The organism is Ferdinandcohnia salidurans (assembly GCF_042680725.1).
Classification (GTDB): Bacteria; Bacillota; Bacilli; order Bacillales; family Bacillaceae_L; genus Ferdinandcohnia; species Ferdinandcohnia salidurans.
Genome location: NZ_JBHUEK010000034.1, coordinates 98544 through 124004 on the forward strand (window position 1 = coordinate 98544; position 25461 = coordinate 124004).

19 protein-coding genes are annotated in these 25461 nt (G+C 38.4%); 3 read left to right on the forward strand and 16 right to left on the reverse strand.

What is annotated here, in order from left to right; all coding sequences use genetic code 11:
• Positions 1–31: 31 nt before the first annotated feature.
• Positions 32–3424: a phosphodiester glycosidase family protein gene (locus ACFSFW_RS22795; protein WP_388041724.1), complete on the reverse strand. Its 3393-nt coding sequence runs from the start codon at positions 3422–3424 to the stop codon at positions 32–34.
• Between the two features lie 444 nt (positions 3425–3868).
• On the opposite strand from ACFSFW_RS22795, the gene ACFSFW_RS22800 reads away from it, so the two are divergent.
• Positions 3869–4993 carry an IS110 family RNA-guided transposase gene (locus tag ACFSFW_RS22800; protein ID WP_099354777.1) on the forward strand — a complete coding sequence of 375 codons (1125 nt, stop codon included), beginning with the start codon at positions 3869–3871 and terminating at the stop codon, positions 4991–4993.
• 546 nt (positions 4994–5539) lie between these two features.
• On the opposite strand, the gene ACFSFW_RS22805 is transcribed toward ACFSFW_RS22800, so the two are convergent.
• The 13 genes from ACFSFW_RS22805 to ACFSFW_RS22865 all read right to left on the reverse strand — a co-directional run bounded on the left by ACFSFW_RS22805 (position 5540) and on the right by ACFSFW_RS22865 (position 20727).
• Entirely contained in the window at positions 5540–5995 is a 456-nt protein-coding gene (locus ACFSFW_RS22805; RefSeq protein WP_099353070.1) for a hypothetical protein, read from the reverse strand.
• 6 nt (positions 5996–6001) lie between these two features.
• Complete coding sequence (locus ACFSFW_RS22810; RefSeq protein ID WP_388041728.1) at positions 6002–6820, reverse strand: DUF3100 domain-containing protein; 819 nt, start codon at positions 6818–6820, stop codon at positions 6002–6004.
• A 43-nt stretch (positions 6821–6863) separates the two neighbouring features.
• Entirely contained in the window at positions 6864–8057 is a 1194-nt protein-coding gene (locus tag ACFSFW_RS22815; protein ID WP_388041731.1) for a M20 family metallopeptidase, read from the reverse strand.
• 21 nt (positions 8058–8078) lie between these two features.
• Positions 8079–8960: an NAD(P)-dependent oxidoreductase gene (locus ACFSFW_RS22820; RefSeq protein ID WP_388041734.1), complete on the reverse strand. Its 882-nt coding sequence runs from the start codon at positions 8958–8960 to the stop codon at positions 8079–8081.
• A gap of 29 nt (positions 8961–8989) precedes the next feature.
• The gene (locus tag ACFSFW_RS22825; RefSeq protein ID WP_388041737.1) at positions 8990–10441 is read right to left on the reverse strand and encodes an aldehyde dehydrogenase family protein; all 1452 of its coding nucleotides are present in this window, start codon (positions 10439–10441) and stop codon (positions 8990–8992) included.
• Positions 10442–10587: 146 nt separating this feature from the next.
• Entirely contained in the window at positions 10588–12228 is a 1641-nt protein-coding gene (locus ACFSFW_RS22830) for a helix-turn-helix domain-containing protein (RefSeq protein ID WP_388041740.1), read from the reverse strand.
• A 1-nt stretch (position 12229) separates the two neighbouring features.
• The gene (locus ACFSFW_RS22835; RefSeq protein ID WP_388041743.1) at positions 12230–13420 is read right to left on the reverse strand and encodes a M20 family metallo-hydrolase; all 1191 of its coding nucleotides are present in this window, start codon (positions 13418–13420) and stop codon (positions 12230–12232) included.
• 204 nt (positions 13421–13624) lie between these two features.
• Complete coding sequence (locus tag ACFSFW_RS22840; protein WP_388041746.1) at positions 13625–14320, reverse strand: metalloregulator ArsR/SmtB family transcription factor; 696 nt, start codon at positions 14318–14320, stop codon at positions 13625–13627.
• A gap of 133 nt (positions 14321–14453) precedes the next feature.
• Positions 14454–15803, reverse strand: a complete 1350-nt coding sequence (locus tag ACFSFW_RS22845; protein ID WP_388041749.1) for a short-chain fatty acid transporter — start codon at positions 15801–15803, stop codon at positions 14454–14456.
• Positions 15804–15863: 60 nt separating this feature from the next.
• Positions 15864–17114, reverse strand: coding sequence for an MFS transporter (locus ACFSFW_RS22850; RefSeq protein WP_388041752.1), 1251 nt, complete (start codon positions 17112–17114; stop codon positions 15864–15866).
• Positions 17107–17559, reverse strand: coding sequence for a MaoC family dehydratase (locus ACFSFW_RS22855; protein ID WP_388041756.1), 453 nt, complete (start codon positions 17557–17559; stop codon positions 17107–17109). The genes ACFSFW_RS22850 and ACFSFW_RS22855 overlap by 8 nt, the downstream gene beginning before the upstream one ends.
• Positions 17560–17581: 22 nt before the next feature.
• Positions 17582–18721 carry an acetyl-CoA C-acyltransferase gene (locus ACFSFW_RS22860; RefSeq protein ID WP_388041759.1) on the reverse strand — a complete coding sequence of 380 codons (1140 nt, stop codon included), beginning with the start codon at positions 18719–18721 and terminating at the stop codon, positions 17582–17584.
• Between the two features lie 44 nt (positions 18722–18765).
• Positions 18766–20727, reverse strand: a complete 1962-nt coding sequence (locus ACFSFW_RS22865) for an acetoacetate--CoA ligase (protein ID WP_388041762.1) — start codon at positions 20725–20727, stop codon at positions 18766–18768.
• A gap of 431 nt (positions 20728–21158) precedes the next feature.
• Here ACFSFW_RS22865 and ACFSFW_RS22870 point away from each other — a divergent pair, with 431 nt between their 5' ends.
• Both ACFSFW_RS22870 and ACFSFW_RS22875 read left to right on the forward strand, forming a co-directional pair.
• Positions 21159–21290 carry a hypothetical protein gene (locus ACFSFW_RS22870; protein WP_388041765.1) on the forward strand — a complete coding sequence of 44 codons (132 nt, stop codon included), beginning with the start codon at positions 21159–21161 and terminating at the stop codon, positions 21288–21290.
• A gap of 92 nt (positions 21291–21382) precedes the next feature.
• Entirely contained in the window at positions 21383–21958 is a 576-nt protein-coding gene (locus ACFSFW_RS22875) for a hypothetical protein (RefSeq protein ID WP_388041767.1), read from the forward strand.
• 157 nt (positions 21959–22115) lie between these two features.
• On the opposite strand, the gene ACFSFW_RS22880 is transcribed toward ACFSFW_RS22875, so the two are convergent.
• A complete protein-coding gene (locus ACFSFW_RS22880) occupies positions 22116–23489 on the reverse strand; it encodes a hypothetical protein (RefSeq protein WP_388041770.1) in 1374 nt (457 codons plus the stop codon).
• A 228-nt stretch (positions 23490–23717) separates the two neighbouring features.
• Positions 23718–24980 carry an ATP-binding protein gene (locus ACFSFW_RS22885; protein WP_388041773.1) on the reverse strand — a complete coding sequence of 421 codons (1263 nt, stop codon included), beginning with the start codon at positions 24978–24980 and terminating at the stop codon, positions 23718–23720.
• Between the last annotated feature and the right edge of the window lie 481 nt (positions 24981–25461).

Below are 25461 nucleotides of genomic sequence, written 5' to 3' on the forward strand. Positions count from 1 at the left end.
AACGGGACAGTGAACCTGTCCCGCTGTCCCATTATTCGATTGTAATGTTCAAGTCTTTTGTCATTTGATTCGCTTCGACTTTTAGGGTTATTTCTCCTGCTTTTAGTGTTTTTAGTTCTCCTGTTGTGTGGTCGAAAAGTGCAGCGTATTTTCCTGAAGTTTCTGCACGGGTTAGTTCTTCTCCACTACCTATAAAGACGTTATCACTTCCTTCCCATTGAACCGTTGCTGGATAATGAAGTGGGAAGTTTAAGTTGTCTTTTTGATGACCAGTTGTCTCAACTTGTACCGTTTCTCCTGCTTTTATTGTTGCTGGTGCTTGAAGAGTAATATCTAATAATAACGGATTCACTTCAGCTTGAATCCAGTCAGTACCAGAAACAGAACTTTGTCCATTTGATTGTTCAGGTCCCATAGCTTTGTCAGGTACAGGAGTTGGATCGACTCCGAACATTGTCCACTCGTAGAAACCACCTGCATCACTGGAGCCATATGGTGCTTTTCCTGAAGGTCCTACAACCATATACGGAACACCTTCGACACGTTCCACACTTACAGTATGAGCATGACCACCGACAAATAGTGCTCCTTTTCCACCTGACGTCTGACGGAATTCTGTTAAGAATTGTTCAAGCAGATTAGATTCTTTTCGATCACTAAGCTGACTATTCTTCGTTGGTAGTGGATCACGCGTTGGATGATGCGCCATCACAACTACGTTTTTCACATTTGGATCCTTTGCAGCTTCGGTTAACGCCTTTTTGAGGTCAAGTAGCTGTTGGAAATCACTCGTACGGAAACTTCCTGTTGATGAGTCAAGTAAAATAAATCTTGTGCCCTTGTGATCAAACGTGTAGCGGTTATTTTCATACACTTCTAAGAAATTATCCAATGTACCTGGCCCCATAATTTCGTGATTTCCAGGTAGATAATAGATTGGTAGTTTATCTCCTACTTCTTCTTGTAAAATTTGCTCAGCAAGTTCAAAATCCTCTTCCCATGCTGTATCAACCAAATCCCCGTTAATGACAAGGAAGTCTGGATTTGCTGCAACGATTTGTCTAAGTGATTCTCTTGCCATTTGTACTTGAGAGCTATTTGGATCCTTTGCAACAAACTGGCTGTCAGCTAGTACCGCAAATGTCCAACGGCCTTTGTCAATTTCGCCATTTTGAATAATGAGCGGGTCCGGATCTTTCGTTACTTCTGGAACCTCAATTGAAGTTGGGACTTTAACGGTCACATCATCAAATACTAATTGACCTGAGTATTGATTATTTTTGTTTGTTTCAACAGGATAGATTCTCCAAAGCTTTACTGGGTATCGTACACCTTCAGGTACTGTTGTTTCAACGTACTTCCAGCCTGTCCAATCTACTGCATCGGCAAGTGTTAATGTGTATCTTGTGCCTCCTGCATCTTCAATGACAGTACGAAGCCAAGCTCCATTTCCATCGCCTTTTACCCAAAGACCAATTTTCTGAACATCACCAGGTAATTCAATCGTTGGAGATGCTTGTAAATAGGCAGCACGAGTAGCGGTTGTTGTTGAAAAATCGTATGCTAACTCGATTCCTTTTCCATCCCTACCAGCAACATGATTCATGGATGCACCTACTACACTTGGATATTTTGTAAAAGACCATCCACTTATCTCTTCAAAATCATCTACTTTCTTTGTAGCTAGACCAATTGTAACAGGCAGATATGTAACCTCATCTTTTACATTTAGTGTAATTAACGCTGAAGATCCGTCAACTTTAGGAACGACGGTAAAACTACCATCGACATTTTCCATGATGGAAATAACTGACTCATCATAGTCTAAACTTACATCCCTAGCTTCAATCGGTGCGCTATACCCATCTTTGTCATAACCATTAACAGAAAAGCTTGATTGTTGTCCTATTTCTAAACTAAGACGCGCTTGTGAAGCCTCGATTCGATCTAATTCACCCAGGACGGTAATTCCCATAGAACCCTTTGCAGATGTTACTTGTGCCTGAGCAATGGCATTACCTGACTTTTTAGCATGGAAAACGCCATTTTCCTCAAACTTACCAACGTCTGCCGGGAGTGCCTTCCATTTCACTTCACCAACTGAAACTGGAGAGTAATTTTCATCATGCCCTAAACCAATAAATGTTCTTGTTAATCCTGGAAATACACGGCTACTCCTATCCGATTCAAATACTGTGTTAACCGCAAAGCTCTTTAATTCACCACTTCCAGCTTTTGCAAAAATTCCAATACCATTTGGTACTGAACGTTCAAAGCCATCGGATGGCTGATTCACAGCCTTCACGTCATTCGTACCAGGATTTCGTGCAACCATTGTTGTGGAACCTCCACCATCAAGGTTTAAAGCATAATGTGCACCATATTCCTTCATCAGTTGTGCTAATTCTTTAAATGTCATACCACGACTATCTGTTTGACGTCCATCTACTGCTGCTAAAATCATCGTTTGTCGATCCTCAGAAAAGCCGACAGCAGTTCGAGGTGCAGAAGTCGTATCATCAAGATTTGAAATAACCTCTCCATTTTCAATTAGCTTGATATTCCCTCCAACTGCAAAGGAAACATCGATGTCCGTCTTTGGCGCATATTCTACACTTACTTCATCACCAACAGTTAAAGCGCTTAAAGCCTCTGCCCCTTTTTCACGTCCAACAAGTATAAATGCATTTTCAGGAATGGCGCCACTCCCTGCTCCTTCTGCTACAGTTGTAACCTTTCCATCTACCACCGTAACTTCATACACTGGACTTCCAGCCTGGGATCTTTCAGCAGTTCCCCAGACAGATGTGTACAATCCAATTCCATCCTTTGAAATTCCATATTGATTGAGTGCGTCAAGTGTGATTTCTTCACTAGGCAGCTTAACTTTTCCATCTAATAGAATGGTAGATATATGACCTAAACCATTATTATCAACACTTGCAGTGAGCGTGTGACTACCTTGTGGCCCCTTTACCATTTCCCCGTTACTAATTACAGTACCTAGAGGAGCTTTCGTATTATTAATATCAAAGAAATCTCCATTGACTCCGGCGATTGCACCTACTTCCTTAGCCATTTCTGACAATGGTTTAGCAGACGAAACACTGCCAGGAAAAAGTAAATCCGTTGAAATGCTCTCATTTCCTAAGTTAATGGTCATTACTTCACCGTTTAGCCAGCCTCGAGCGTCAAACCGTTCAAAACTAGCAAGCTTAACACCAGGACCAATCTGTGTTGTACTTTCGTTCGAAACAAGCGTCTTGCCAGCCGGACCAACAAAAATGACAGGTTCTGTTCTGTCGGAAGACGTGGATCGAGCTTGAGCTACATCAGATGGTTCATTATCAGCATGAACAGTAGGTGCTAATGGTACTGTTATGGCTGAGGCTAATACAACATTTCTCCACCACTTTACATTCATTCGTAGATCTCCCCTCTACTAAAATATAATTTTATAATATACTGAATATTCTTGAAGTATATTTTCATTATACCAAGAATCTCTTTACAGAATAACTACTGAATATTAAGGGCTTATGGATAGACTGTAAAGTTTTTACAGTAGAATAGTAGGAGATTTGTTTACAATAATGGCAGAATAGTAGAGGAATTCCTTAGAAAAGCAGGTCTTTGGATTTGGATTTTTCGGGAGAAGATTTGTTCAAGACACTTGGAATCATTTAAAAAACAGGAAAAAAGGCCTGCATAAATACAGACCTTCTTTAGTAAATGGTTTGGGACAAGTTATCATGAACGAAACTAGCCCCTTATCGTAATCCCGTAGGTTAATTTGGTTAGACTGTTTAACGGAGATTAAAAAATCAAACCAAATCAGAGCTACATTACGAAAGGAGCTAGTTATATTATGAAGGATACCATAAAATACGTAGGTTTAGACGTCTCAAAGGAAAAAATTGCAGTTGCGATCGCTGAAGAAGGCAGAGAAGCACCTAGATATTATGGAATGATCCCACATTCCTTAGAAGCTATTAGAAAATTAGTTAAGAAATTAGGAGATAAAAAACAGATAAAAGTATGTTATGAGGCCGGCCCGACAGGTTACCCATTGTACCGCTTTTTCTTAAGTTTAGGAATAGAGTGTTTTGTAATCGCACCGTCCCTAATCCCTTCTAAGCCAGGAGAACGGATTAAAACAGACCGAAGGGATGCGGTTAGGCTTGCTCAATTATTCCGTGCTGGTGAATTGACATCAATTTATGTACCAACTGAAGACGATGAAGCTCTTCGAGATTTAGTTCGTGCTCGTGAAGATGCGAAAGAGGATGAATTAAGGGCAAAACATAGACTCACTAAGTTTTTATTAAGACATAATATTAAGCCGCCTACCGGTGTTCGCAAATGGACCCTAAAGTATCGGGATTGGTTAAACAAGTTAAAATTTACTCGTTCTACGTCTAGAATTGTATTCCAAGAATATTACTATCAACTCCAAGAGATCGAACAACGGATAAAACGATTAGAGAAAGAAATAGATATTCAAGCAACCGAAGGTTTACACGCACCTGTAATTCAAGCTCTTCAATCACTTAGAGGTGTGGCAACTATTACAGCTACAAGTTTAGTGGCAGAGATTGGATCCTTTAAAAGATTTACCTCGGCTAAACAATTTATGTCATATGTAGGTCTTATCCCAAGCGAATATTCTAGTGGTGAGAGTCGAAGGCAAGGTAAGATTACGAAAACAGGGAATAAACACGTTCGTCGTCTTCTGATAGAAGCAGCCTGGAGTTATCGATATCAACCTGCAGTAAAAGGAGAATTAAAAAGAAGACAAGAAGGTCAGTCGGCCGTTGTTCAAGCTATATCATGGAAAGCACAAAATCGTCTTCATAAAAAGTATTTCCGCTTATTATCAAGGGGTAAAGAAAGTGGGAAAGCCGTAACGGCAGTGGCAAGAGAACTAGCTGGTTTTATCTGGGCAGTCACTCAGGAAATAGATACGAACTCTAGAGCTTTAATTGAATCTTAATCTATTGATAAAAATTCATTTATAAAATACTAATGTTAAATTATGTGATTTTAAGAATAGGGCCCGAAGGCAAAGAATAACACCGGAAAGGATTATCCACGTGGTCCCTTTGTGCTATGTCTAAATAGGCTAACGCACGTTACAAGTTAGTGGAAGGTCCTTTATACGGAAAGATAAAATGTGAAAACCCACGAATATCAGAGTGCTAACCGTAGCTAGATTTTTGCCTTCGTGCCGTGTTTTTAACTTCTGAATAAAGGAGGAATTTATTTCTTAGCTTCAAAGAGTGTCTCATTCTAAGGATTGCCAGTCAAGGAGAGCACTTGACAGACAATCCTTAGAATGAGAAGTAGTCTGTAAGCTAAGAAGGGAAATCCCTAGACATAAAATGTCTCAAAGATTTACAAAAAAAGAAAAGAAGCTTAAAACGCTTCTCTTCTTAAGTGCGCCCAAAAACGGCGACTATTACCAGGGATACGGAGTGGACTTGACAGTTTCGTTCATATCAGGGACCTGTCCCTGTGTCCCAAGAACAGTTCTGTTCTATTAGATGATTCCTTGGAATCGTAGGATGATTTCGGCTACGATTGCGGATCCGAGGTAGGTTCCGAGTAGAACGAACATACCAATAACGATTGTTCTCCAGCCTAATTTTTTGAAGTCCGCCCATGAGCGTCCGATGGAAATACCAGCATAGGCTAAGATTGGTGTTGCGATTGCTAATAGATTCACTTGTGCTGTCCATTCTACAAATTTTTCTTGGAATGGCATGCCTGGGATGGTGATAATGAATGCTAGTATCCCAATGTAGGCAATACTTGGCACCTTTTTATATGGAATGGCTTTATGAATAATTAATCCAGCCAAACTCACTCCAGCTAGAACAAGTATTCCTGGAACAGCTGCAAGTGGCATAACATCATAACCAATCCAGTTTCCTGCAAGAACTGATATAGAACAAATGATAAATAATAAGACCCATTCTTGAATACTTTTTAACATTGGTTGTTACGCCCCCTTTGAAGTCGAATTCGCAGCTTTTTTATCTCTCACTCTTGAAAGAACATTATATAGCTTCACCGTTAATGGCAAACCTATGAAAATACTAGCGTACAATCCTGTTACAGAAGTTAAGAGGTTACTTGCTCCTGAGAATGCAGTTATTGTATCTGCCATATCTGGATATGCCGCGACAAGTGGTCCAAGTGATGCTGCAGCCATACTTCCACTTCCTACCCCAGTTGCCATTGCAAACGAGTATGGATGAAGTGGTGTGGCTGTTGCTAAAAATCCTGAAATAAGACCTAAGAAAATCGATCCAAACACTGTACCGAAAATATAGATCGCCATTACACCGCGACCCTCTGGAGAAGAAAGACCATATTTATCCGTAATAAGGGCTAAGTTTGGTTCTCTTCCGATGGAGTGTGTCATACCAATTGCTTCTCTTTTTAATCCTAAGAATACCGCGATAGGTAACGCAATAAAAATGGTACCTAGGTTTCCTAGTTCTTGTAGCATTAAGGCTGGACCTGCTTCGATTAATTGAGGTAAAGCTGGACCTGCTTGTACACCAAATTTTGCAATCAACAATGTTACGGAAATAAATACGAGTGATTCCGCATTTTTAGACATTTTTTCTGTGACAAGTGGTGTAAAATAGACCGCGATTCCAACGATAACTGCATACAACATGGGTAGTAATAAAATTACCCCTGCTCCAATCGGAATACGATGTGTGCCAATCAATTCAGTCACCAACACAATGGCAAATACTAAAAGATGTAATTTCCAATCTTTCCAAAGATTTGTTGCATTTTCACTCATTGCTCTTCCCCCTTTTTAAATAGTGATGCTGTTTATATGGTAGTTATTTTACAGCCTCTTTTGCATGTACTTTCATATATTCTAAAGTTGCTTTGCCTAATGTCTTTGCTGCGATTAAAAGTGCACGCTCATCAATATCAAACTTCGGATGATGGTGAGGGTAAGAGTCCTTCCATTCTGGATTCTCTGCACCTGTAAAGAAGAAGGTACCTTTGACATGCTGTAAATAATACGCGTAATCTTCTCCACCCATAACAGGTTCGGTTTCAGTAACCTTGTTGACTCCTGGAACGTCTTCCGCCAATTTTGCAACAAATTCGGTTTCTACCTTATGGTTGATGAGGGTTGGATAACCGCGTGTATAGGTGAATTCATAATCTGCACCATTCACATCACAAGTTCCACGAACCACTCGTTCCATTTCTTTTTCGATAAAATTACGAGTCTCTTCTTTGAAAGTACGAACTGTACCAATCATTTCAGCATAGTCCGCAATGACATTGTAAGGATTTTTTGCCTCAAAAGAGGTTACAGATACAACGGCTGAATCCAATGGATCCACTTTCCGGCTCACAATTTGTTGTAGGTTGTTGATTAGTTGTCCTCCTACGACAATACTATCAATTGTTTGATGTGGGTACGCACCATGTCCGCCGCGCCCTTGAATTTTAATATCGAAACGGTCTGGAGCTGCTTGGATTGCACCAACTCGATAACCGATTTCTCCAACTGGCATTTGAGCTTGTAAATGCGTGCCGAAGATTACATCGACACCATCTAGGCAACCATCTTCGATCATTGAAATAGCTCCACCCGGTGGCAATTCCTCCGCATGCTGATGGATGAATACAACTGTACCCTCAAGTTCGTCTTTCATCCCATTTAACACTTTCGCTAAACCAAGTAGGGTTGCAGTATGACCGTCATGACCACATGCATGCATCACACCGTCATTTTTAGACTTGAAGGGTACATCCGTTTGTTCTAAAATCGGGAGGGCATCGAAATCTGCACGTAATGCAACAGTTGGTCCAGGTCGATCTCCTTTTAGATAAGCTACTACTCCATTGCCGCCAACACCAGTCCGGATTTCATGACCTAATTTTTCATGGTAGGTAGCAATGTATTCTGCTGTTTTTACTTCCTCAAATGATAACTCTGGGTATTCGTGTAAATATCGGCGTATAGAGACAATTTCATCATAAATTTCGTCTAATTTTTCGTATAAATTTTCCATTTAAATGCCCTCCTATGGTTTTTATTGTTTCATCATTTCTTTTAATACGGTGTATACCGCTGATGAATCTTGTTGACCCTTCCCTTTGTTCTTTCCTAAGTGAAAGAGTTGATGGGTCATGTCACTGACAAAAGTAGAAACTTGTGAGTTTTCAGCTAATTCACGGTACAAGTGGATATCCTTAGTCATATTGGCCAGTGAAAATTTCACATTGTCAAAAGACTCGTCTAATATGTTTACCCCGAAAACATCCATCGCTCGGGTTTGACCAGACCCTTTTTGAAGAATCCCAGCAAGTTTTTCCTTTGATACCCCAGCTCTTTCTCCGGTTAAAAAGGCTTCACTTAATAAAGTAATCACACCTGCTACGACCATATTGTGACAAAGCTTTACGGTTTGCCCTGCTCCACTCTTCCCAACATATTCGATATGTTTACCTACAGCTTGTAAGACTGGGAGAATCGTTGGATAGTGGTCCTCACTCCCACCAACCATAATGGTCAACGTCCCATTCGCTGCTCCTTCAGGGCCACCACTTAGTGGACAATCATAAAACTGGATCCCGTTTTCTTCGGCGGTTTTATGAATTTCTCTTGTTAGCTGTACATCATTTGTACTCATATCCAAAATGAACGAACCTTTTTTCATTTTAAAAAGTACACCGTTTTGTTCGTGTAAAAGTGTATCTTTAATAATATCAGGTGAAGTAAGTGACACTATTAAAAAATCAATCTCACTTGCCATATCACTAGGTGTTGCAGCTGCAATTGCTCCATGGTCAACTAAATTCTTCACCGCAGATTCATTAATATCAAATACGTGGACTTTGTAGTGATTTTTGAGTAAATTCTTCGCAATTCCACTTCCCATTAACCCGCATCCAATTATACCGACCGCTGTCATCATAATCCTCCAGTCTTGTAAACTAGTATTTATGCTTTGATATAAACTGTCTTGTACTCTGTCCAGAATTCAAGGGCAGTTGATCCTTGTTCTCTTGGACCTAAGCTGGATGCTTTTTTACCACCAAATGGGTATTGGTTTTCAAAATAATTCGATGGAATGTTGACATGTGTAACACCCGTTTGAATATGTTTCACGAAATGCATGGCCTTTTCTAAGTCCTTCGTATAAATCGTTGACGATAAGCCAAAATCACTGTCGTTTGCTACTTCTAATGCTTCTTCATAGGAATCTACTTCGATTACCGCAATGACGGGTGCGAAGATTTCTTCTCTAAAAATAGTCATTTCTGGTGTAACTCCACTAATGACGGTTGGTGCGACAAAATAGCCCTTGTCTCGTCCTTGGTCTGTCAATCTCTGACCACCACATTCGAGAGTTGCACCTTCTTCAATCGCTAGATCGACATGTTTTAAGTAAAGATTTAACTGACTTTCATCAATCACTGGACCATTGTCTACCTTTTCGTCAAAGCCATCGGTAATATATAGGGAGTTCGCCGCATCTACTAATCTACTAATAACGTCTTTTGAAATGCTTTTTGGAACAACTAATCGGCTCGTTCCGGTACAACGTTGGCCATTATCAAAAAATCCGCTAATGACCACATTTTGTATCGTTTCATCTAAATTAGCATCTTCAAGGATAATGGAGGCATTTTTTCCGCCCATTTCCGCCTGCATTTTTCCTCCACGAGTTGTGACGGCTCTTCCTAATGCCAATCCTACGTCAGTTGAACCTGTAAAAGATACAGCTTTTATTTTCTGGTGATTTCCAATCGCACGTCCAATTACACCACCAGGACCTGTGACCATATTAATAACTCCTTTTGGTACACCAGCCTTCTCAAATAGTTCGATAATCTTTACGCTAATAAGGGATGTGTTACTAGCCGGTTTAAAAATAACCGTGTTTCCAGCAACAATGGCAGGTGCAATCTTCCAAATTCCGATCCCAAGAGGGAAATTATAAGGAGCAATGACTCCAACAACTCCTAGAGGCTCTTTCACAGTGTATCCAAAAATTTCTGCATTCTTTGAAGGTACTGTTTCCCCTTTTAATCGGGTTGCTTCACCACTGAATTGCTTCATCGCATCAATCGTAATCGTAACTTCCGCTAGTGAGTTTTTATAGGTTTTACCGACTTCTTTCGTAATAATGGCTGCTAGTTCTTCTTTTTGCTCTTCAAGTAAATAGATTAATTTGAACAATACATCCCCACGCTCAGGAACTGCAACCTGTGACCATGTCTTAAATGCTTGTTCCGCCACTTGAATCGCTACCTCAACATCGCGTTCATCAGATTTCTGAAAATAACCTAAAACCTCATCCGTGTTTGCTGGGTTGATACTAGCATATACTTCTTCGGATTGGGCAGACACCCATTCACCATCTATGTAGTTAAAATACGTTTGAACCATTCGGAATCACCTCTCCTCTATTATTGTTACTAATTATAATATTCTAAATTATAAAGACAAATGTGGCAACCCACAAAATTTAGAATTCATTTTTGTGAGTTGCCACATATAGAGACATAAAAAGGACAAGAGTACAGGTCCCATGGCTATTTATTTTTGTGCTTCACAACATATAATTGAGTCGCAATCATGAGGTCGACCCATTCTTTTTCATTGTTTAGGCTAAATTGAAGGATTTCTTCAATCTTTTTTAGTCGATAGTATAAAGTATTTCCATGAATATGAAGCTCAGCAGCCGTTTCCTTGTGATTTTTATTTTTTTTAATAAAACAAAGCAACGTTTCTAGTAAACTGGCATCTGAAGCTAAGAGCTTTCCGATTTTATCCTGAATGTACATATCAATGGTATGCTGTTCCATTTCATGGAATAGTCGTTCCATACCTAGCTTCGAATATTCAATGATGTTTGAGGTTTTATAGGTCTTTGCATAGCTGATCGAACGCAGTGCTTCCTGATAAGATGTGGCTAATTGCTGCAAGGAAGTTTTTCGTCCAATTCCAACTAAGATTTTTTGTTTCCCTAAAATCGACTCGATTTCTTGGATGATTTTTTTGAGTACCGGGTCTGTCACTCCCGGAAGCAGGATAATGAGCTGAAACGTGTGGGTCACGACAAAACTTTTATTACAAATGTTATTCAGCATTTTTTCAATTGATAGGACGAGCCATTGCTTTTCTTTTACTTTGTTGTTTTTCCAGAGCGAATCAACAGCACTTTCAACAATTATACATTGAATGTCATTTGTTTGATTCCATTTTAAATAATGCATAATCCGCCCGACATCATAATGTTGGACTTCATTTAACAACTGATTAAACACTTCATTTCGAAAATGCAGCTCTTGTTCGAGGAGTGCACTATCCTTCGTTATTTCAAGTGCCATGGCTAAGCTTGCATGCTCGATAATGATTTGTTCATTTTCAACAAATGCAGCAAAAGGTTTCTCCAGTTCAAGTACCCCTAGAATTTCCTGACCACGTACGATGGGAAAGTAGCGGTCATTCCTTTGAAAAAGGTTGGTCTCATGGTAGATGACCCGAGATTGAATCAATTCCTCTAACAACGGGATGATCGACTTGATTCCATAGCCTTCTATAATCACTTGATAGAATTTTTTATGAATCGAGATTGAATTGGTTAATAGTTGATTCTTCTTCAACAAATTATTATAAACCCGAGAATGTTCAATAGCGATGGCGCTTTGGTCGGCAATAATTTTTATAACCTCCATATCAGCCATTGAAAAAAGACCATCATGGTTAAAATTATCAACGATTAAGACACCAAAACAATAATCTTTGTAAACGATTGGAACACAGAATGCGCTTTTAATTTTCCGACCATTAACACCCTTAAAATAATAATGATAGTTTTCCGGAGACATCGTACTCATAGAATCATCAATTTCCTGCTCAGAATTAAAGAGGATGGCCTTCTTTTTGGTAAATACCTGGCCTGTTATGGATTCTCCGGGGTCAAGGGCAAGCTTCTTTAAGCTTTCTACATCAACGCCTTTACCCTCTTCAAACTTAAGCTTTCCAGCCTTTTCGTCATATAAGTAAATAATAAACGTATCGGTAATGTTCACCAATTCACTTGCTGCAGTAATTAAGTTTTGCAACACATCTTGTAAATTCAAGGACTGTGTTAGCAACTTATTGATTTCTAATAGTTTCTTAGCTTTATGTAAATCCAAATAGGATGTCTCAATTTGCTGGAGGCTCAAGTTAACTCACCTTTTTCGACAGTTCCAAAATAGTCTGAAGCATGACATTGGCTCCAACCTCAATATCTTCCCATGAACTATACTCATCAGGATGATGACTAAGGCCATCCTTACTTGGAATGAAGATCATCCCAGCGTCTGTTAGTCTTGTTAATGAGTTCGCATCATGATTTGCACCGCTAACCATATAGTGATAATTTACTTTTGAGACTTTACAAGCACTCTCTATTGCTTGTTGGACTTTCTCAGATAAGGTGTTCGGATACTTTTGTACACCCACTTCTATTTCTACTTGATGGTTTGCCTTCATCCAATCTATTAATTGTTGCTCAAACTCTTTCATTTCTTTCCAATCGCTACCTCTGACCTCAATCGTTAGTTGAACATCTCCAGGTACTACATTTTCCGAATTTGGAAAGACCTCTAACTTTCCAACAGTCGCTACAATATCATTATTTTGCTTAGTAGCTCGTTCACTTACTTGTTGAATAATTGAAGCAGCAGATACTAAAGCATCATTCCTTACGTTCATAGGAGTTGTGCCAGAATGGCTTGCTTTTCCAAACACATGAACATGCATTCTTGAAATACCAGCAATGGCAGTCACAATCCCAATCTGGTTGTTAGTTGTTTCTAACACACTTCCTTGTTCAATATGTAATTCTAAAAAGGAAAGATAGTCATTATTACTTTTTCTAGCCTCTTTAATTTTGGACATATTAAGGTTGTATTTCTCCAATTCATCATCCGATAAATCACCATCATTAATTAAGCCCGCAGTTGCTCTGCTTCCAAATGTTCCGCCTAGCGGGTTCGCTTCTTCACCGACAAAACTAATAAGTTCAAGTGGAACTCCGCTATAGCCATTTTCTTTAAGAACTCTCAGGCACTCCAAACCAACTATCACTCCTAGGGCACCATCATAAAGGCCGCCATTTTTAACAGTATCTAAATGTGAACCAAAAGCAATTGCAGGTTTATCAAGGCTACCTAATCTGCCATGTACATTCCCAACGGAATCTTCATACACAGATAGATTTAGATTATTTAACTGATCCTGTAACCATTCATTTGCCTTTTTTTCTTCACTTGAAAAAGCTAATCGATTATAACCTAGATTACCGGAATTAATAGTTCCTATATTTAATAAATTCTTTTTGATATTCTCTACGTTTACTTTTGGAAAACTCATAATTTCCTCCTCTTTAATACCCTTGGGTCACGGGACCTGTCCCTCCGTCCCATTCTCGAACTAGTTTTCATTATAGAAGAAAAATTGGTAATTATCCAATAGCTTTCGCTGCTAGATTTTAATAAAATAGTCAGTTTACCTTCCAATAAAAAACAGAGGCTGCAGTAGCAGCCTCCGTTTAAACTGTTTTAAAACATTCAATATTTAACAAAGGTCCGAAACGTGTTGGGTGGGACGATGGACCTGTCCCTCTGTCCCAACCGCACGCTTCCAGTGTTGGATACCGGCATTTAGTCGAATTGCTTGGTATCCTTGTGACGCCAGATACTGCACGGCTTCTGTTGCGTGTACGCAGTAGTAACCACGACAATAGACAATAATTTGACGATCAGTCGGAAGTTCGCTGACTCTGTCCATAAAGGAATCATATGGTATAGAGATAGCACCCTCTATATGTGATGCATTATACTCAGTTTCTGGTCGAACATCGACGACCACTACACCATCCGATTCTTCCATGTTTAAAAACTCTTCTAACTCTAGACTTTCGATTTCTTCTGGTCTTTCGATAAACTCAGTACGCATTTGGCGTACTTCATCAAATCGGTCTTCCGTTACCTTTTGCAAAGATTGGATTAACTCACAAACTTTAGTATTTCCCAATGAGTAGACCATGAAGTTTCCCCGTCTGCGGAATTTCACAAGTTTAGCATCTAGGAGTACCTGTAGGTGCTGTGATGTATTCGCGATGCTCATTTCGGTTTCGTTTGATAGTGCTTCTACTGTTTTAGGGCCTTGCGTTAACAAATCCAGAAGTTCCATGCGTTTCGGACTCGTTAACGCCTTTCCGACCCTAGAAAAATAATAATAGATTGTATCATTAAATTCTCTTTTATCCATCATAACCTCCTGGATTTATCCCTCCTCATTTTCTACATTCCGAAGGACTTCTACTATATATCTAGTTTAATAGAAAACCTACAGTTTCATACCAATTTTTTTAATTTTATAATTTATTTTTGTTCTATTTATATTACCCTATGAATGCTAGTAATATCATCATTCCGCCAAATATAAGTCCAGTCCAAAGTAAAGTTAACAATGTATATCCCATAATCGCATTTGATTTTAAACCTGCCATTCCTAATATTGGTAAGGCCCACATTGGTTGAATCATATTTGTCCATTGGTCACCCCATGCCACTGTCATCATACTGATCGCTGGATCCATACCTAATCCTTTTGCTGCCTCCATTGTAATTAAACCTTGGGCTGCCCATTGTCCACCACCTGAGGGAATAAAGAAGTTTACAACTCCTGCACTTAAAAACTGGAACAAATAAAAAGTATGCTCTGTTGAAATAGAAAGAAACCAATTAGCTATTACAACCGCTAGACCAGTATTCATAATTCCAATGATTCCGCCGTATAATGGAAACTGTAAAGCAATCCCACTTGAACTTTTTATAGCACTCTTCATTGCATTTGCATAATTCATTGGCGTCTTATGCAAGATGATACCAGCGAACATGAAAATTCCAATAACAATATTAATGTCTAAGTTAAAACCTTTTGTCGCAAAGTGATTAAATAGATATGCAACACCAAATACAACTAGAACTAAGTTTACAAGTTTAGAGTTTTCAAGTTTTTGTGCAAATGTTCTGCTACCTACTGCTTCGTTTTGGCTACCAATCACTGGTTTATCTTCAATAATTGTTGGATCAACTGTAATAATTTCTTCTTTCTTTTTTGGATATGCCATATAAAGTATAATTGGCATTGTAAATAAGATAAGTATTGCAGGAAGTATATTCCACCATGCAAAAACGGATTCAGTTATCGGAATGATCATGCCGAAAACTTTTTCAACATGATTTGCAGGATTTCCAGCAGTTGCTGAAGTTAATGGTGCCGTAGCAGAAAGTCCCATATGAAAAATTACAAAACCGGAATAAGCAGCTGCAATTAATAAAGGAAAGTGTACTCTTTGATGTTTTGCTAACTGAAGAGCCAATAAACCACCGACTATCAAACCAAATCCCCAGTTAATCCAGGAGGCAATTGCAGCTACGAACGCAACAATAAACACTGCTTGTTTTGGTGTTTTAGCAATTTTAGCAATCTTGTTCAACAATTTTTGAATAGGTGCTGATAAAGCTAAACAGTGTCCGGTTAAAAGGATCAACATCATTTGCATTGCAAAGTTAAGAATCTGCCAAAGCCCGTCACCCCATGCCCCAACTAGCTCAAATGGTCCAATATCAACGAAAATAAGCGCCAGAATATACGTTAAAAGCGTAAGACCAATTGCAAAAATATAGGATTCTGGTAAATAATTTTCCATTAGCTTACTAAAAAAACGACTAAGTCTACTTATCAAAGAAATTCCCCTCTCAACTAAATATTTGTGAAAGCGTTATCATTTTAGAGTGAAAGTACCTTACATTTTTTCAAGTTTCCCAACTTCCTTATGGCTACCCATTGTAGCCCCAGTCTTTAACCGCATTAACCGATACATTGATAGGAACCCAAGAAGCGGTCCAGGTACAAGAATTAAAAACGTGTATTTCCAACCAATAAATGATTCGATTAAGGGCACGAGATAAATGACAATAATCGTAAGGACATAACCTAATGCTAATTGGATTGTCAATGATGAACCGACATAGCGCTGATCAGAATGCTCAGTGATGAGTGCTGAAAACTGAGCAGAATCTGCAATAATACTTATTCCCCAAATAATACCTAAAATGGCAATAATCCAGGGCGAGCTACCGAAGAAAAATCCAATGATAAGTGTGATTGAGCCTGAAACCCCTAATGACCATAATGTTACTTTTTCCCGGCCAATTCGATCGGCAAAAACACCCCCAAACCAAGCTCCAAAAAATCCCGAACCAATAACTACGAATGTTACAATTGAAGCGGAAGTAGAAAAATGAACCATCCCATTTGTTCTGAAGCTTTCTGCTAAAAATATCCCAAACCAGGACCACATCGCGTAAAGCTCCCACATATGACCAAAGTAACCAAAGTTCGCTAGGCGAACCTTTTGATTTTTAAAAGCACGAGGAATCGCATTTGGGTCAAAGTTACCAGTGGGCAGTGGATAGGGTCCTACCTTTACAAGAAGCATTAGGAACCCAGATAAAATAGAGCAGATCCCAGTAATCAATAAAACCAGTTCCCATGAGGAGAACCCAATCCCTTTAAAAAAGTGGGGTCCAGCTGAGCCAATCGTGAGTGCACCCACGACTAGCCCTAAAGCCATCCCACGTCTCCCTTTAAACCAAGTGGAAACGAGTTTCATCCCTGGACCGTATACACCTGACAAGGCAACGCCTGTGAAAAAGCGGAATAATAATGCAACAATTAAACTTTTAGCTAATAAAGCCGTTAAAATGGTCGTAACTCCTGCGAGTATGGCTGACCAAAAGAATAATATATGTGGTTCAATACGGTCAGGTAGATTTAAAAATGCCGACACCAAAGAACCGATTATAAATCCTAAATTGACCATAATCGTAATATAGCTAACTTGACTACTACTCAATCCCCATAGATCGATTAAAGTTGGTAAAACAGCAGTCATTGAGAACCATGTTGTCATTGTGCCAAGCATGGCAAGTGATAACAAAATTAACTTATTGGTGTGATATTTTCCATATTCCAGAGATTCATTCTTACTCATCTAAAGCAGCAGTATACGTAACTGCCGTACCCTCTAGGCATATTTCATTATTTTGATTTCGAACTGATGTTTTTATTTTACAAATTGGTTTATCATCACGAACCTCAAGTATCTCAATCTTTCCCGTAATCGTATCTCCTACATAGACAGGCTTTTTAAAATCCCATTGTACGGTTAAGAATACAGACCCTGGTCCTGGAAGATTTTCTGCTACAATGGCATTTAAAATTCCGGTTGTCACCCCGCCTTGAACAATTAATCCACCAAATCGTGAAGATTCGGCAGCCTTTTTGTCCGTATGAAGTGGATTTCGATCACCAGTCATCGCACTAAAGAGTTCAATATCCGCTAAACTAATCTCTTTCACAATTTCTGAAAAGTCACCGACTTTAGGCTGTTCAAATCTACATTTCGTCCATCCATTCACGTTTTTTGTTTCACTCATTTACAAACCCCTCCTTAAGATGTTAGACTTCTATTAAAATAGCCATTCCCTGGCCACCACCACCACAAAGGGATGCGATTCCGCGACCACCACCTCGGCGTTTCAGTTCATAGGCTAATGTGAGTAAAAGTCGAAAACCACTCCCAGCAAGCGGATGTCCGACAGAAATAGCTCCACCATTCACATTGACAATATCCATTGGCAAACCTAGCTTTCGTTGACTAGCAATTACCACACCAGCAAACGCTTCATTGATCTCAAATAAATCGATATTTGAAAGGTTTAATCCGGTGCGTTTGAGCAAAGCTTGAATTGCATTTGCTGGCTGGAGATGTAACGATGTATCAGGACCAGACACAGTTGCCCAATCAATGATTGTTGCTAGTGGTTTGACTCCGATTTTTTCAGAGATTTCTAGAGTTGAAATAATGCCTGCACTTGCACCATCTGACATTTGACTAGCATTTCCAGCTGTGATTGTACCTTGAGCTTCGATTGTTCTGAGCTTACTAATTTTTTCAAAAGATGTTCCTGGTCTGACTCCCTCGTCTTTTTGTAATAGATTTTCAAATGCTACTATTTCTTCTTCAAATAAACCTTTCTCCAGCGCATTTGTTGCACGAGTTTGAGAAAGGACAGCATAGTGATCCTGTTCCTCTCTCGAAATATTAAGCTCTCGATTCGACTTTTCAGCAATCCCTAGCATTGATTGGTCAGAAAGAGAACACCAGAGGCCATCATTCAATGTATCGTAGAAAGAAACATTACCCATCTTTTGTTGGTGCCGAATTACAGATGTGTGTGGGGCATTTGTCATTGATTCGAAACCACCAACAATATAGGTTTCTCCTTCGCCTCTCTCAATTCTGCGAACTGCATCAGCAACTGTCGCAAGCCCCGCAAGACATACACTATTTAATGTGATTGCTGGAATTGTTAACTCTAATCCAGATTGTACTGCCACTTGTCGTGCTGGATTTTGACCTTGCCCCGCTTGAATGACTTGAGCTAAAATGACTTCATCAATTTCCAGATTGGGAACACGTTCAAGTAGCTTAGTAACTACGGTTGAACCAAGGTCCACAGCTGTTTTTTCTGATAAAGCACCCATAAATCGACCTATTGGTGTACGACAGCCATCAAGTAGTACTGTCTTTTTCATTAAATTGTCACTCCTCTTTTTTAAATTGGTTCATTTTTTTACTATTAGAGAAAACTCTTCAATGTGAGATTTTCATATTCAGTTAAACAATGTGGATTAATGATTGATCCTTTATTTTTCACAGGCTTTCCTGTAACAACCGAACGCACTGCACCTTCGACCTTCTTGCCATTTAAGGTGTACGGGATTTCATTCACCTGATAAATTCTTTTTGGCACGTGTCTAGGCGAGGCCTTTAATCGAATAGAGTAACGAAGTTGTTTAACGAACTCAGGAGTAATCTCATCCTTCATAACCAGACACAAAACAACCTCCTCATCTCCATCGATCTTCATTCCGAATACAATTGAATCTTGAATATCGGAAAACTGATCGATAATACGATAGATTTCTGCAGTCCCGATACGTACACCGCCAGGATTTAATGTTGTGTCTGTACGACCATAAATAACTACCGTTTCATCAATGGTTTGTTCGGCTAGGTCACCATGAACCCATATACCCTCACGTTCTGCAAAATAAGTGTCGAAATAGCGTTGGTCCCCATCGTCTCCCCAGAAAGTAATAGGCATGCTTGGGAAAGGTTCTGTACAAACCAAAACTCCTTTTTGGTGAAAGACAGATACACCACGTTCATCAAATACATCTACAGCCATCCCAAGCGTTTTACATGGAATTTCTCCCTTTCGAACTTGATGAAGAGGTGATCCCATTACAAAACACCCTAATATTTCTGATCCTCCCGAGATGGAAGCGAACAACATATCTTTTTTAATATGTTTGTAGACCCAATCAAACTGTTCTGGTGAAACAGGAGCTCCTGATGCATACACACCCCGTATAAGACTCATATCATGTAAGTTTTGAACATCATAGGAAATCTTCATCATCATGTCTAAATACTTTGGACTTAATCCTAAATGGTTTAACCCGACTTCTTCTGCAATCTTCCATAAAAATCCTGGTTCATTCTTTAGAACGGCTGCACCGTCATAGAGTAAGAGAGTTGCTTCACTTGCTAGCCCTGAAACCAACCAGTGATACATCATCCAAGCAGTATTCGTATACCAAAACATGACATCACCAGGCTTCACATCACAGTGCAGTTGATGCTCGGTTACATGCTTAAGTAACGAGCCACCAACAGAATGAACAATCGCTTTCGGTAATCCTGTTGTACCAGATGAATAAAGAATATATAGAGGTGAATCAAAATCAACTCGCGTAAATTCTGGTTCTGTCGCATCATTTTGAAGTAAATCACTCCAATTGATAACGTTTACATTTTTATCTTTAGGTGAAAATTGAGCAGTTTCTAGGGTGACAATCGTAGAAATCCCTTCCATCATCATTGCTATTTCTTGAATCTTTTCATTCAGATCAAATTTTTTACGATTATATTGATAAGACATAGAAGTAATTAAGACTTTCGGTTGCACCTGGCCAATACGGTCAACGATTCCTTGAGGCCCAAAATCAGGTGAACATGTCGTCCAAACCGCTCCTAGAGAGGCAGAAGCAAGTAGACCAACGAGCCCTTCAATTCCATTAGTGACAATGCCAGCTACTCGGTCCCCTTTCGTAACACCTAGTGAACGTAAGCCTATTTGTGCTTTTGCGACCATGGTTCGAAGCTGTTCCAGTGTTAGTGATCGTGTGACACCATCTTCTGTTGCCTCAATGATTGCTTGACGTTTCCCATCTCCACGTAAAAGATTCTCGGCAAAATTAAGTTTTGCTTGTGGAAACCATTTCGTTCCTAACATTTTTCCATCATCAGGACGTTTTAGTATGTCTTCGCCTTTTTCCCCAATAATAGTGGTATAATCCCAAATTGCCGACCAAAATTCTGTTGGATACGCGTACGACCACTTATGAAAGCGTTCGTATTGAATTGGCCACATCCCAACTCGCTTCGCAAACGCAGTAATATTCGCATTACTAACCCTTTCTTCACCAGGCTCCCAAAGAATTTTAGGCTCATGTTTTACATCTTCTATTATCATCACGTTCCTCCTTATAAGATTCCTATTCAGCAAATATCTTCATGGTTTTGTTGAGCATTAAATAATTCAATTGAATAGTTGTATTACTACACTATTGGAGGTGTTAGGGATTTATTCGAAAAGTTGAGGAAATTAATTCGAAAAGTTTTTAAGAAGTCTAGTTCTTTTAATCGTTTGGTTTACATATACATGGTAGGTTGTAAAGTGTGTCTAGCCCTATTGTGTTTTGATGAACATTGAAAATCGGGGTACTAGGAACATGTCCTATATTCTATCAAAAGCCCGTACCATAACTGGTTATTCGTGTAGTTTTACTAGATTTATGCCTTAATTTAATAGAAAACAAGCTATTGTACCATTCATTTCATACCTTTCTACATACATTATGATTGAGACGTCTCCTACAAAGAAATAGAAAGGAGGTAGCGTTTATGAATCTTGCTGCTTTGCTAATCGCTTTGTTTTTCTTCATCGCATTACTGATTGCTGTATTGCTAGGTACTCCAGAACAACGCAACATCGTTATTAATTGTATCAACGAGATTCTAGGAACAATTGCTTAATGAGTAATATAAACTAGATGGTTTCCCTTGGATAGGCTCCTATCTAAGGGTCCCTTTTCTATCAATAGAATTGCGAGTGGGGTGAAAAAAGAATGAATGAAATGAATAAGAATAATGAACAGATTACCGAAATGAACAATGAAGACAAGACAAATGAAATGGAGGATCTAATGAAAGTTGCTAATTCTTTGTTTAGTGAAGAAACGCTAAGCAAGCTTTCTGAGAAATTAGAGGAGAATTCTACTGTTTCCGTGAATGAGGATGTTTTATCAAAACTTAATGGGTTAAACGGGTTAAACGGGTTAAACGGGTTAAATGGCTTGAATGGACTCAATACAACCTCATTATTATCTGGTGGAGGATTAGGTGGATTTGGAAGTTTACTCAAACAATTTTCCACGTCATCTAGTACAAATAACAATAACGAAGTAAATAAAGCACTAAAGGAAATCATGGAAAGACTTGATCAAATTGAAAATGCTCAAAATAATGAAACACAAGCACTATTAAGTGAAATGAATGGAAGATTACTAAACTTGCAGAACGAAATGAATCAATATCATACACTTCAAAATTCACTTTCTGACCTTCAGGCTGAGATGGATCATTTACAGTATCTATTTGAAGAAATGACAGAAAAACTTTCTAAAAAGAAAAAGAAAAAATAAGAAAGATGGTCCTATTCACTTTTACCGCCATGAAACGAATATCGAACCTATTGCTACAAGGCTCCGCTTCCGACTACCTATGGGGCCTTTTTGTACAGCTCCAAAAGAAGCTGACCCTCTTGGCCAGCCCCTACTAAAACATTAATATGTGTTTTTTTTACAATAACAAATAAGCTACAAGTGTTCCGATGATCCACATTCCGATGGCGAATGGCATGTTCTGCACGGTAATTCGGAATGGGCTTTGCCCCGTTCCCATGGCTGTTAATGTCACAAGCAATCCATACGTACCCACTGTAAAGGTGGCTACCGACCCTGTTATGAGAACAAGGGCAATACTAACTGGATTGATTACTTCAAACATAGGTGTGATAATTCCGGTTAAAATACCTACAGTCGCAATCGGATGAATACCAAACATACTTAATAACACAAAGATGACTTGGATAAGGAACAAGATTAACATTGGATAATCCGAAACAAAAGCAAGTGGTTTTTGAATCACTTCCAAAAACGATGTATCCCCTATACTAGTCGAAAATAATGACAGAGAGATAAATAATACAATGAAATTCTGCATGGTATTTGTTTTGCTTTTCCAATTATTCCAGCCTATTGTCCAGAAGCTTCTCCTTCTTTTCATTAGTAAAGACCAAATGAAAGCGAATGGGAAAATAACGATTGTTACCGTTAACGTAAAGCTTAAATCAAATAGATTTCCTATAACGATAACGAGGACTAGGAACAAGACTAGTGCTATGATGAACTGAATCATCTTTCTCACTAATTGTTTCATATTGATTTTTGGCTGTCTCTTCGTGCTCACTTCGTCAAACTTGTATTTTTTATAAAAAATTCGCCCAAACAGAGAATCTAATATATACGAAATAACTGCCATAAGTATGAGCCATGGTAAGAGAGTTACATATTCAACACCTGTTGTAAAGATGGCAACTGCGACCATGATCTCCAACGGACTCCACAACAGGGCTAATGAGTAGCCTCTAAGTGAAGCTGTTGTGATAAACGAATTACGAATTTCTTTACTAAAAGAAGATAAAGTGCTCTTAAGTACATCTTGAGAGATGGTTGCAGCTGAAAGATTTAAAAAGGCCGCAAGAATATGCGTAATGAGTGAGCTCCTTGGGTATAGTTTCCCTAAATCAGAGACATTCACTTTCATCAATAAATTCATATTCCGATCAAATCTTCCACTTCTTACGATGCTATTCATCCAAGGCAGCATGGCTAGCAATGTCAAAAGAGATAGATTTGAAGTTAATAAACTAGGAATCAGATGAAAGGATTGACCTGTTGTAAAGAATAAATATCCGCCGATGAATAGAAATGCTCCCCCAAGAATTTTGAAAAGCCCTGATGCCAAAGGAAATGACACAATGAGCATGAGAATAGCAAGAACTCCGAGTATGTAATTGATTGTCTCACTACCTATAAAAATATTAATCGTATGGAGTAAAAATACGAATGGATAAAAAATATAAAGATAGCGGAACAATGGATATTGTTTCATTTCTTCCTCCTTCTTAGATGTTAAATCATGTTAAATCAAACACATCAAAGTATAGCATAGAAGGAAAAAACTACAAGGATAATTTCCAGATATTCCTTGGAAGTAAGAAAGTTTATTCTCTATAGTTATCCTTCAAAAAAAATACAGCTCTGCTACCATTTATGGAAATTTTAGAACTGTTAAATCTCTGTATTCAAGCTAGTTTTGGGACAAGGTAGCTGATCCATATTAGGGGTGTGGAAAGTAGATTCGGAATTGTGTGCCTTCGTTTTTTGTACTGGTAACATCTAGTTTTCCATTCATGAGTTTAATAATTTTTATAACCGCCATCATACCTAGGCCAGTACCTTCTCTGCCTTTCGTCGTAAAAAACGGCTCTCCTAAACGGTTAAGCTGCTCGTTCGTCATTCCTTCTCCAGTGTCTTTAATCTGAATAATTACACCATCATCCACTTCTTCAGTACGAATAAATAGATTGCCGCCATTAGGCATCGCCTCAATACAATTTTTCGTAATATTTAAGAAACATTGTTGTAAAAGCTGTGGATCTCCTTTCATACGAATTGGTTCAATAATGGTATGAATATCAACACAGTTCATATTTGCCATTGGTGTAATCACATTAATAGAACGTTGGAGTTCTTTCTCAAGATTTACTATTATATGTTCTTCCTGTACGGATTTTGCAAAAGTTAAATAGTTTCCAATAATATCATTTGCACGATCAATTTCTTGGAGGGAGATTTCAATGAACTGATTTCTCTTCTCTTCCTCCCATTCATTTTTATATAACATCTGTAAAATGCCTTTCACTACGGTAAGAGGATTTCTGACTTCATGGGAAATACTTGATGCAAGGTGACTAACGACCTCTAATTTCTCAGCTTTAATGACCTGCATATTCATGTAGACACTTTCTCGTAGCATTTCGGAAAAATACACGATAAAAAATGTACTAAATAAATGAATCAAGAAAAAGATGATAATTTCCATATAGAAAGTTAGACTAAAATGTCCTAGTACGATAGCACGCAAAACAAATAAAAATGTACAGAAAAACAACGAAAAACTACATGCAATTAGGACTCTCTTATGCTTCGTCGCATTTTTAAACGTTTTGTGGACCATAAATAAAGGAATCAAAATAACTATACTTGAAAAGGCTGATGCATAAAAACCGCTGCCTAGGTCTCCTAAATAAAGTATAATGAATAGAAAAACAGCAACTAATATTACACTCGCTTTTCTGCCAAGGTATAAACCACCAATCATTATAGCAATCGACCGTAAATCCAAGATAATTTCATCGCCGATGTGAAGTGGAAATAACATACAACTTATCATTGCTATCATTACTGAAATTAATTGAATTCGCTCTTTGAATTGGCAAGAAAAATTCTTCACATTTGTTTCAAAGATATGTGGAATAAATAAGATAAAGACGACTAAAAAAAGCAAATTTAATAATAATGTTTCTACATAATTAAACACAGTAATCCCCCTAGTTCTAGTTAGAAAAATCGTCTTATGAACTATCCGACAAAAATTAATAAATAACGAATGTTCTGTGAAAATTTATTATGTTTATGCACTCACCTTTATTTGTTTTCATCGAATACTTTATTCCACAGCTGTTTGGAATATTTAAGAGGGGATCATTCGCCACTCTAAAGGATTGCTCCTATAAATTCGTCAAAAAAGAATAATTTCCTTCTTTTTTTTACTCATATAATCGTATTTTTATTAATTTTTTAGTAAACAATTTTACATCCTTGCCGAAATCGAAAACGTTTGTTGTAAATTGCGGAAATGTGATTGATTTTTATGACTTTAGAGGCGAAAATAATGGAGAAAAAGATAGAATTTTAGTTTATGAAATGGATTAATCATTCTATTATGTAGGAATCGCCGAGTTTACTCTCATTAGCGGAAAATACTGCCACTATTCCAGATTTACTGCCACTATTTGAAA

Coding starts and splice junctions, on each gene's coding strand:
- ACFSFW_RS22795 (WP_388041724.1), bottom strand. CDS start 3,424: ATGAATGTAAAGTGGTGGAGAAATGTTGTATTAGCCTCAGCCATAACA.
- ACFSFW_RS22800 (WP_099354777.1), top strand. CDS start 3,869: ATGAAGGATACCATAAAATACGTAGGTTTAGACGTCTCAAAGGAAAAA.
- ACFSFW_RS22805 (WP_099353070.1), bottom strand. CDS start 5,995: ATGTTAAAAAGTATTCAAGAATGGGTCTTATTATTTATCATTTGTTCT.
- ACFSFW_RS22810 (WP_388041728.1), bottom strand. CDS start 6,820: ATGAGTGAAAATGCAACAAATCTTTGGAAAGATTGGAAATTACATCTT.
- ACFSFW_RS22815 (WP_388041731.1), bottom strand. CDS start 8,057: ATGGAAAATTTATACGAAAAATTAGACGAAATTTATGATGAAATTGTC.
- ACFSFW_RS22820 (WP_388041734.1), bottom strand. CDS start 8,960: ATGACAGCGGTCGGTATAATTGGATGCGGGTTAATGGGAAGTGGAATT.
- ACFSFW_RS22825 (WP_388041737.1), bottom strand. CDS start 10,441: ATGGTTCAAACGTATTTTAACTACATAGATGGTGAATGGGTGTCTGCC.
- ACFSFW_RS22835 (WP_388041743.1), bottom strand. CDS start 13,420: ATGAGTTTTCCAAAAGTAAACGTAGAGAATATCAAAAAGAATTTATTA.
- ACFSFW_RS22840 (WP_388041746.1), bottom strand. CDS start 14,320: ATGGATAAAAGAGAATTTAATGATACAATCTATTATTATTTTTCTAGG.
- ACFSFW_RS22850 (WP_388041752.1), bottom strand. CDS start 17,114: ATGAGTAAGAATGAATCTCTGGAATATGGAAAATATCACACCAATAAG.
- ACFSFW_RS22855 (WP_388041756.1), bottom strand. CDS start 17,559: ATGAGTGAAACAAAAAACGTGAATGGATGGACGAAATGTAGATTTGAA.
- ACFSFW_RS22860 (WP_388041759.1), bottom strand. CDS start 18,721: ATGAAAAAGACAGTACTACTTGATGGCTGTCGTACACCAATAGGTCGA.
- ACFSFW_RS22865 (WP_388041762.1), bottom strand. CDS start 20,727: ATGATAATAGAAGATGTAAAACATGAGCCTAAAATTCTTTGGGAGCCT.
- ACFSFW_RS22870 (WP_388041765.1), top strand. CDS start 21,159: ATGAATCTTGCTGCTTTGCTAATCGCTTTGTTTTTCTTCATCGCATTA.
- ACFSFW_RS22875 (WP_388041767.1), top strand. CDS start 21,383: ATGAATGAAATGAATAAGAATAATGAACAGATTACCGAAATGAACAAT.
- ACFSFW_RS22880 (WP_388041770.1), bottom strand. CDS start 23,489: ATGAAACAATATCCATTGTTCCGCTATCTTTATATTTTTTATCCATTC.